The following is a 9,461-nucleotide window of genomic DNA, read 5'->3' as shown; positions in this document are numbered from 1 at the left end:
TGTGAACAAAGAGAACCAGAAAAACTTTTTGAGATGCTTCGCATCTCTTGAGCCTGCCGGGTACCCTTGTCTTCGATTTGTCGGGGTGCGGGGAATCGGGCCGATATGATGAGGCTTGTACCTAATCGGCCCGATTCCCGCGCCCCGAACCAAACGCAATGCAAGAGGACTGCGGAGCCTAAGGAGTAGCGCAGCTATCTGAAAGTCTTTTGGGTACCTTTTCTTCAGAAAAGGTACGGTTCCATCCGGAACAGTGCTAAATAAACCTACTGTTAAATAAATTTCGGTTTCCGCGGAGCAGTCAGGCCGGAGCCACCCCCGGGAGGGAAGCCGTTTCCGGGTCAAAATCCGCAATCATTTTTCTCCCCCGGGCCGGGCAGACAATGCTGCACAGAGGCTGCCGACATCATTATAAAAAAGAACGGCAGGCAAAAACCGAACGATTATAAAAAACTAAGTACAGCAAGACGGTAAGAGAGCAGTCCGAAGCCCGCAATCGATCCCGCACAGCGCGGTGCGATAAGCGACACATGGCGAAACCCCTCCCGCGCCATGATATTCGAGATATGCACCTCCACCGTGCGCAGCCCGCAGTCCGCCACCGCCCCGATCGCATCCGCCAGCGCCACCGACGTATGGGTATACCCCCCCGCATTGAGCACCACCCCGTCGTAAGAATTCCGCGCATCATGCAGCGCATCGATGATCGCCCCCTCGCCATTCGACTGGAAATAGTCTAATTCGGCCCGGTCAGCGAACTCCGCCTTCAGTTCCGCCAGATAGTCCTCGAACGTCCGCGAGCCGTAGACCTCCCGTTCGCGCACCCCCAGCAGATTCAGGTTCGGCCCGTTGATAATCAGCAGTTTTTTCATTCTTTCTTCGATTGAGATTCAAAAATAGTGCAAATTTGGGTAATTTCGCCGCCGGCAGATGTTATTTTTATGAGTTGCCGGGCGGACACAGCAGGCATGAGCGAGCAAAAGACAGAAACAGCGTGGCGGCAAGCCATAGACAGCTATCGAGACTACCTGCGGTTCGAGCGCAGCCTCTCGGCCAACAGCATCGAAGCCTATCTGCACGATGCCGGACAGCTGTGCGCCTTTATCCTCGGCAGCGACACAGCAAAAGGGCCGACCGAAGTGACAGCCGCCGACATCGAAGCCTTTATGGCCCGCATCTACGACAGCGGGGCCGGCGACACCACGCAGGCGCGCGTGTTGAGCGGCGTTCGGAGCTTTTTCACCTACCTGCTCCACGCCGACCGCATCGAGACCTTGCCGACCGAGCTGATCGACTCGCCGAAGATCGCCCGGAAGCTGCCCGATACGCTGTCCTACGACGAAATCCGCCGGATGATCGACACGATCGACCTGAGCGCGCCGCTCGGCCACCGGAATCGGGCGATTTTAGAAGTGCTCTACTGCTGCGGGCTGCGGGTAAGCGAATTGGTGAACCTGCGGCTGAGCGACATCTTCTTTGAAGAAGGAGTCGTCCGCGTGACCGGCAAGGGGAACAAACAGCGGCTCATACCGATCGCCGACACCGCACTGCAGCAGATCGGGCTGTACCTCGAACAGCGGCGCACGATGCCCGTGGCGGCGGATTCGGCCGACATCGTTTTCCTGAACCAGCGGGGGCGGAGACTGACCCGGGTCATGATCTTCACCATCATCCGCCGGAGCGCGGCGGCGGCCGGGATCGCCAAGACCGTCAGTCCGCATACCCTGCGCCATTCGTTCGCCACCCATCTGCTGCAGGGCGGTGCCGATATTCGGGCCGTTCAAGAGCTGCTGGGCCACGAGTCGATCCTGACCACCGAAATCTACACCCACTTGGAGATGCGCGACCTGCGCGGAGCGATGGAACTGCATCCGCTCGCCCATCCGGAAAACAAAAACCGACGCGTGGAGACCGACAATGATTAAACTATAACATACTATTAAACAATATATTAAAACACGATTGCCCCTTTTGGGTTTCGTAATCCACCAGAACAAATCTTTGACCGGTGGATTTTTTATCTTTTCATTTGTGTGACCCAAAATCGTACTGTTATTTATATATCCTTTTCGTTTGGTTTGAGGGTACTGTACTTTCTGTGAACAGAAAGTACCCAAGAGACTTTCGGGAATGCTTACGCATTCCATGACCGTTCTTAGTGAATGAGCCTTGCTCTATTTGGGCCGGGAGCAATGATGCGTTAAGGCTTGGCTTGCATTGCATCATAGCGCGTCATTGCCCCGACCCGATCCATGCGAAGCGCTCTTGACTACGGCAGCCCATGCGATACACAGTATCGCCTAAAGTTTTTCCGGTTCTCTTTGCTCACAACCGAGCAGCGTTTCGAGAGCAGAGGCCGCTGGCGGACTATGCCGAGATAGCGCGAGGAAAACGAGCGAAGCGAAGTTAAAGAGAACCGTTCACTCCAGCACAAAGACCGGATATAAATACAATATTATGAAACCACTACGCAGCGACATAACCACTCAGGGACGCCGGATGGCCGGGGCTCGAAGCCTCTGGCGGGCCAACGGCATGAAAGATTCTCAGTTCGGACAGCCGGTGATCGGGATCGTCAATTCATTCACCCAGTTCGTGCCGGGGCATACCCACCTGCACGAGATCGGGCAGGAGATCAAACGGATCATCGAAGCGGAGGGATGCTATGCGGCGGAGTTCGACACCATTGCGATCGACGACGGGATCGCGATGGGGCATGGGGGGATGCTTTACTCCTTGCCTTCGAGGGATTTGATTGCCGACTCGGTGGAATATATGTGCCAGGCGCACGGGGTGGACGCGATCATCTGCATCTCGAACTGCGACAAGATCACGCCGGGGATGCTGATGGCGGCGATGCGGCTGAATATACCGGCGGTGTTCGTGAGCGGCGGGCCGATGGAGGCGGGGATGGTCGATGGGGAGGCTTACGACCTGATCGACGTGATGGTCAAGGGGGCCGATCCGGCGATTTCGGACGAACAGCTGACACGGATCGAACAAGGGGCTTGTCCGACGTGCGGATCATGTTCGGGGATGTTCACCGCCAACTCGATGAACTGCCTGACGGAGGCGCTGGGGCTGTCGCTGCCGGGGAACGGGACGATCGTGGCCACGCACGCAAACCGGCGGAAGCTGTTTGAGGAGGCAGCGCGGCTGATTGTCAGAAATGCACGGGACTACTACTTCCATGATAACGACAATGTACTGCCGAGAGCTATTGCGACGAAACAGGCATTTCTCAATGCCATGAGCCTGGACATTGCGATGGGGGGATCGACCAATACGGTGCTGCACCTGTTAGCGGTGGCACAGGAGGCGGGAGTGGATTTCACGATGCGGGACATCGACGCTTTGTCGCGGAAACTGCCGGTCTTGTGCAAGGTGGCGCCGAACCACTCGGCCTATCATATTCAGGACGTCAACCGGGCGGGGGGGATTCTTTCGATATTGGGGATTCTGCTGCGGGCAGGGTTGATCGACGGAACGACGATGCGGGCCGACGGTTTGACACTGGCGCAGGCGGTGGCGAGGTATGATATTGCCAACCTCGGCTCCACGGCGGTGGCGGCGGATACGGAGCGGTACCTGTCCGCACCGGGCGGGAAACGGACGGAAGGGGAAGTCAATACCGTCCTGGGATCGCAACACGAGATGTACGCGGAATATGACTTAGATCGGAGTGCGGGGTGTATTCGCGACATCGAACACGCATATATGAAAGACGGGGGGCTGGCGGTGCTGTATGGGAATGTGGCAGAGGACGGGTGTATCGTCAAGACGGCGGGGGTCGATGCCTCGATTCTGGTTTTCGAGGGGAAGGCGCGGGTCTTCGACTCGCAGGAGCAAGCCAGCAAGGGGATTCTGGACGGGACGGTCAAGGCGGGGGACGTGGTGGTTATCCGGTACGAAGGGCCGAAAGGCGGGCCGGGGATGCAGGAGATGCTCTACCCTACCTCATACTTGAAGACCGTTAAGCTCGACAAGGCGTGCGCTTTGCTGACCGACGGAAGATTTTCGGGAGGGACGTCGGGCTTGTCGATCGGCCACTGCTCGCCGGAGGCGGCGGCGGGAGGATTGATTGCCGCGGTCGAGGACGGAGATCGGATCCGGATCGACATACCGAACCGGTCGATTTCGTTGGAAGTGCCTCAGGATGTTTTGGACGCACGCATGGAACGACTGCGCACCACAGGCGGATTCCGGCCGAATCGCGAACGGACGGTCAGCAAGGCGCTCAGGGCGTACGCCAATATGGTCTCGTCGGCAGACAAAGGGGCGACCCGGATCGTCGAATAACACACGGCAGGAGACCCCCGATAACCCTTATTTCCATCACTCAGGGGACGAATCATGAAATACACCGAGAAAAAGAATATCACCGGCGCAGAAGCCTTGCTCTCCTCGCTTATCAATCAAGGGGTGAAGACCGTCTTCGGATATCCGGGGGGAAGCATTACGCCGGTGTACGACCGGTTGCAGGACTATCCGGAGCTGCGACACCTCTTGACGCGGCATGAGCAGGGGGCGGTGCATGCGGCACAAGGCTATGCGCGGGTTTCCAATCGCACGGGGGTCTGCATGGCCACTTCGGGGCCGGGAGCCACCAATCTGCTGACGGGGATCGCCGATGCGATGCTCGATTCGACACCGGTGGTGTGCATTGCGGCACAGGTGCCGTCGACGGCTTTGGGTACCGATTTTTTCCAGGAGGCGGACATGATCAACATGACCGTGCCGATTACCAAATGGAATTACCAGATCACACGGTTCGACGAGATCGTGCCGACGTTGGCCAAGGCTTTCTACATTGCGGCATCGGGACGGCCGGGGCCGGTTTATATCGAGGTGACGAAAGACGCTTTGCTGGAGCGGGGGGATTATAAATGGGAACCGTGTACGGGGATCCGGAGTTACAATCCGGTGCCGGCGGTCGATGCGGATGCGGTGCAGGAGGCGCTGACCTTGATTAACGACGCGGAACGGCCGCTTATTCTGGTGGGGAACGGCGTGAAGATTTCGGGGGCGGAAGAGGCGGTGATCCGGTTGGCGGAGGCGGGGAATATTCCCGTGGCGGCGACGCTGATGGGCCTTTCGTGTATACCGAGCGGACATCCGCTGAACATCGGGATGGTCGGGATGCACGGCAATGTGGCGGGGAACCGCATGACGCAGGAGGCCGATCTGTTAGTGGCGATCGGTATGCGTTTCAGTGACCGCGTGACGGGGAATCTGAACACTTATGCGCCGAAAGCGAAAGTGATTCATATCGAGATCGATCCGGTGGAGATCGACAAAAATGTGCGGACGGATCTGGCGATCGTGGCCGATGCGCGGGAGGCGGTCGAAGCGATTCTCGGGGCGGGGGCCATTATCCGCAAGTCGCGTGCGGAGTGGTTCGAGGCAGCGGAACGGTATGCGGCGGAAGAACGGGAGCGGGTGATCGACCGGCAGCTGCGGCCGGAACGCGACACGCTGACGATGGGCGAAACGGTGGCGGCGGTGGCGCGGCAAACTGCGGGGGAGGCGGTGATCGTGACCGATGTCGGGCAGCACCAGATGATGGCCGCGAGGTATTCCGCTTATAAACATACGCGCAGCTTGATTACGTCGGGGGGCTTGGGGACGATGGGCTACGGGCTGCCGGCGGCAATCGGGGCGAAGGTGGCGTTGGACGAAGAGGCGACAGCTCGGGAAGGGCGGCCGGCACGGGGACGGGAAGTGGTGGTGTTCCTCGGCGACGGAGGATTCCAGATGACGATGCAGGAGCTGGGGACGATGCTTCACTGGGGGATTCCGGTCAAAGTCGTGGTGCTCAACAACTCGTTCCTCGGGATGGTGCGCCAGTGGCAGCAACTTTTTATGGGAAAGCGGTACAACGCTACGGAACTGGTGAATCCGGATTTCGTCAAAATCGCAGAGGCTTACGGTATTCCGGCACAGCGGATTACGCGGCGGGAGGAGCTCGGAGAGGCGGTGGAGACCTTGCTCAAAACCGAGGGGCCTTGTTTCATAGAAGTGATCGTCGGGAAGGAAGACAACGTCTTTCCGATGGTACCGGGAGGGGCGTCGCTTGACGATCTGCTGTACTCCGAATAGAATGACTGCTCGGATCCCGTTATTTTTCTAATCCTCGAAAGAACGACTATGGCACCGATAAAAAATACGGATACTACGGTTCGCGAATATATCATCACGGTATTCACCGAGAATCAGGTGGGTGTGCTGGGGCGTATCACCTCGATCTTTACGCGGCGCAAGATCAATATCGAGAGTCTCAAGGTCAGTGAGACGCCGGTCAAGGGGATCAGCATGTTCACGATCCATGCGTTTACGACGGAGGATATGGCGTGCCGGATACTGAGCGGCATTGAGCGGATCATCGAGGTGCTGCGGGCTGACAAATACCGCACCGATGAATTTACCGCGCAACAGATCGCATTGTACAAGGTTTCGCCGGAGCTGTTCAGAAAGGGAGGGGATGCTTGTCTGAGAGAACACAATGCACGGGTGATCGAGATCAATCCGGCATATGTGGTGCTGGAGCGGACGGGAGCCAAAGAGGAGATCGACGCCTTGCGCGACTACTTGTCGGGCAGCGGTATGCTGATGCAGTTCACGCATTCGGAAAATATCGTGCTGCACGACGCCTCGGTGGAGAATGCTTTGAATGAGATTGCCGGTCGGGGCAGTTATTTGGGCGATTGAAACGCTGTGTTTCCGCCTGCTGACGCTTTTCGCGTTCTTTAGGGGATAGGTGACGAGGCCGGATCAATGCAAACTGCTTTATTATACGGTTTATTTAGCGGATAAATGCGTATCTTTCGCATTCCGCAAGGAACGACACAGAACAACCAAATACAACAAACCAATACACGACAATGGCAAAAATCAATTTCGGCGGCGTGGAAGAGAGCGTGGTGACCCGCGAAGAATTCCCCCTGAGCAAAGCAACAGAAATTCTCAAAGACGAAACGATCGCAGTGATCGGATACGGCGTGCAGGGGCCGGGACAGGCCATGAACCTGCGCGACAACGGCTTCAACGTCATCGTCGGCCAGCGTAAAAACTCGAAGACCTGGGACAAAGCGGTAGCCGACGGCTGGGTACCCGGCAAAACCCTGTTTGAAATCGAAGAAGCATGCCAGCGCGGGACGATCATCCAATTCCTGCTGTCGGATGCCGGACAGATCGCCGTTTGGCCGACCGTAAAAAAACATTTGACGGCAGGGAAAGCACTGTACTTTTCGCACGGCTTCGGGATCACCTATAAGGAAAAAACCGGGATCATACCGCCGGCGGACGTAGATGTGATCCTCGTGGCACCGAAAGGGTCGGGAACCTCGCTGCGGCGGATGTTCGTGGCAGGACGAGGGCTCAATTCGAGCTTCGCCGTCTTCCAAGATGCCACGGGACGGGCTAAGGATCGGGTGCTGGCGCTGGGGATCGGTGTAGGTTCAGGGTACCTGTTTGAAACGGACTTTAAGCGCGAAGTATTCTCGGATTTGACCGGCGAACGCGGGACACTGATGGGAGCTATCCAGGGGATTTTTGCGGCACAGTATCAGGTGCTGCGCGAACACGGCCATACCCCGTCGGAAGCGTTCAACGAAACCATCGAGGAACTCACCCAGTCGCTCATGCCGCTGGTGGCGGAAAACGGGATGGACTGGATGTACGCCAACTGCTCGACGACGGCACAGCGCGGAGCTTTGGACTGGTGGAAACCGTTCCGGGATGCTACCTTGCCGGTATTCCAGAAATTGTACAGCGAAGTGGCCAACGGGAACGAAGCGCAGCGTTCGATCGACTGCAACTCGAAACCCGACTACCGCGAAGGGCTTGAAAAAGAGCTCAAGGAATTGCGTGAGAGCGAAATGTGGCAGGCGGGGGTTACGGTGCGTAAACTACGTCCGGAAAACAACAAGTAGGCATACATATTGCCTTAGCGCGGAGTATTATTTCTCCGGATAAGAAAGCGGGCGGTTTCCCAACAGGAAGCCGCCCGCAATTTTTACTGGCACATCATTTGCTAATGAACCCACTGTTAACCTGTTTCGCACCAAAAACCGCCGACATAATGAAAAGACACTTTTTACTTTCCGCCCTGCTCCTGCTCAGTACCGCTATCCTCGCCGTATCCGCGCAAAACGCCCGCAAACACGAATTGCCGAAACTGCCTTATGCCCTCGGTGCCCTGGCCCCGAAAATGAGCCAGGAAACTCTCGAATACCACTACGGAAAGCACTACAAAGCCTATATCGACAACCTCAACACCTTGATACAGGACACTCCGTATGCCGGCATGTCGCTCGAAGAAATCGTGGTAAAAGCTCCCAATGGGCCGATCTTCAATAACGCAGGCCAATCGCTGAACCACCAGCTCTTTTTCCTCGGGATGTCGCCCGCGCCCCAGTCGCAGCCCAGCGGAGCGCTGGCAGAAGCCATAAACAAAGAATTCGGATCGTTCGACCGGTTCAAGGCACAGTTCGCACGTGCGGCTGCCGGAATATTCGGTTCCGGATGGGCCTGGCTGGCCACCGACAAAGCCGGGAACCTCCGTATCACTACCGAAGCCAATGCCGGGAATCCGCTCCGTTACGGTTTGATTCCCCTGATGGGACTCGACGTTTGGGAACACTCCTACTACATCGACTATCGTAACCGCCGGGCGGAATACATCACCAATTACTGGGACTTAGTGGACTGGAAAGTGGTCGGTCAGCGTTACGACCGCCGGTAAAAGGGATGGCGGCACCCGCAACCCCGGCCTGACACGGGAAGATCAGGTCGATTAACTGTACTTATTATTTGTGCTATTTGCGACCTTTGGTCGCGCGGGCCGGACGCCTCCCCCACGGGAGGCCCGCAACTCGGCGGTGCTCGTTGCGTTCTCTCCCGGGCGTCCTATCCGAAAATGAATTGTACATAAAAAACGGGTCGCAGCCTGCAGAGGATATTTCGGGTAGTTACAGCCCGGTCGGTGTGCCCGGCGGCACCAGGCCTCCGCAGTCGGGGCTCCGGTCTGACATAGGAAGATCACCGACAACATGGCGAAAACGCTTACAAGGACCTATAATTAACAATACTGTTATTTTCGGTACGATTAATGAACGATTGTTTCCGCGTCAGCGGGCGGGCCAGACGCCGCATCTCGGGAGGCCCGGTGCCGCTCGGCACTCGAGCCGGGCTGTAAATACCCTTTGGGGGCCGGAGCCAGCGGGGACTGCAATCGAGCGCAGCGAGCATTTTGCAGGCCTCCGCCCGGCTCCGGCCTGACAAAGAGAGATCATCGCCAAAAAATCCTCTTGGGCGTCGTTAGACCCGCTGACGCGGGAAACAGTTTTCTCCGCACGCGCCCCCCGGAAGCGGGGTAGACACGACAGACCCGGGAATATCGTGTTTTGACTTGAGAAACCCGTGCGGGTGCGCGGGCTTCGACAAGGCGAAACCGATTCCCG

7 protein-coding genes are annotated in these 9,461 nt (G+C 57.4%); 6 read left to right on the top strand and 1 reads right to left on the bottom strand.

All coding sequences use genetic code 11. The annotated features are described in order from the left end of the window. Positions 1–443 precede the first annotated feature (443 nt). The gene (locus tag Q0Z93_RS08340) at positions 444–872 is read right to left on the bottom strand and encodes a type II 3-dehydroquinate dehydratase (protein WP_298064486.1); all 429 of its coding nucleotides are present in this window, start codon (positions 870–872) and stop codon (positions 444–446) included. 96 nt (positions 873–968) lie between these two features. Here Q0Z93_RS08340 and xerA point away from each other — a divergent pair, with 96 nt between their 5' ends. From xerA to Q0Z93_RS08310, 6 genes are all read left to right on the top strand, one after another. Continuing rightward, the gene (gene xerA / locus Q0Z93_RS08335) at positions 969–1,925 is read left to right on the top strand and encodes a site-specific tyrosine recombinase/integron integrase (RefSeq protein WP_298064485.1); all 957 of its coding nucleotides are present in this window, start codon (positions 969–971) and stop codon (positions 1,923–1,925) included. A 529-nt stretch (positions 1,926–2,454) separates the two neighbouring features. Continuing rightward, positions 2,455–4,299 carry a dihydroxy-acid dehydratase gene (ilvD, locus tag Q0Z93_RS08330; protein ID WP_298064488.1) on the top strand — a complete coding sequence of 615 codons (1,845 nt, stop codon included), beginning with the start codon at positions 2,455–2,457 and terminating at the stop codon, positions 4,297–4,299. Positions 4,300–4,353: 54 nt separating this feature from the next. Beyond that, complete coding sequence (gene ilvB / locus Q0Z93_RS08325; protein ID WP_298064484.1) at positions 4,354–6,099, top strand: biosynthetic-type acetolactate synthase large subunit; 1,746 nt, start codon at positions 4,354–4,356, stop codon at positions 6,097–6,099. Positions 6,100–6,147: 48 nt separating this feature from the next. Next, positions 6,148–6,708 carry an acetolactate synthase small subunit gene (gene ilvN, locus Q0Z93_RS08320; RefSeq protein WP_298064482.1) on the top strand — a complete coding sequence of 187 codons (561 nt, stop codon included), beginning with the start codon at positions 6,148–6,150 and terminating at the stop codon, positions 6,706–6,708. Positions 6,709–6,881: 173 nt separating this feature from the next. Further along, positions 6,882–7,931 (top strand): ketol-acid reductoisomerase, encoded by a 1,050-nt coding sequence (gene ilvC, locus Q0Z93_RS08315; RefSeq protein ID WP_298064480.1) that lies wholly within the window; start codon positions 6,882–6,884, stop codon positions 7,929–7,931. A 149-nt stretch (positions 7,932–8,080) separates the two neighbouring features. Further along, complete coding sequence (locus Q0Z93_RS08310; protein WP_298064478.1) at positions 8,081–8,743, top strand: superoxide dismutase; 663 nt, start codon at positions 8,081–8,083, stop codon at positions 8,741–8,743. The last annotated feature ends 718 nt before the right edge of the window (positions 8,744–9,461 follow it).

Source organism: uncultured Rikenella sp., assembly GCF_947628055.1.
Taxonomy (GTDB): domain Bacteria; phylum Bacteroidota; class Bacteroidia; order Bacteroidales; family Rikenellaceae; genus Rikenella.
The sequence above is the reverse complement of the archived record's forward strand: the minus strand, read 5'-3'. Positions and strand labels throughout refer to the sequence as shown.

Coding starts and splice junctions, on each gene's coding strand:
- ilvC (WP_298064480.1), top strand. CDS start 6,882: ATGGCAAAAATCAATTTCGGCGGCGTGGAAGAGAGCGTGGTGACCCGC.
- ilvN (WP_298064482.1), top strand. CDS start 6,148: ATGGCACCGATAAAAAATACGGATACTACGGTTCGCGAATATATCATC.
- ilvB (WP_298064484.1), top strand. CDS start 4,354: ATGAAATACACCGAGAAAAAGAATATCACCGGCGCAGAAGCCTTGCTC.
- xerA (WP_298064485.1), top strand. CDS start 969: ATGAGCGAGCAAAAGACAGAAACAGCGTGGCGGCAAGCCATAGACAGC.
- Q0Z93_RS08310 (WP_298064478.1), top strand. CDS start 8,081: ATGAAAAGACACTTTTTACTTTCCGCCCTGCTCCTGCTCAGTACCGCT.
- Q0Z93_RS08340 (WP_298064486.1), bottom strand. CDS start 872: ATGAAAAAACTGCTGATTATCAACGGGCCGAACCTGAATCTGCTGGGG.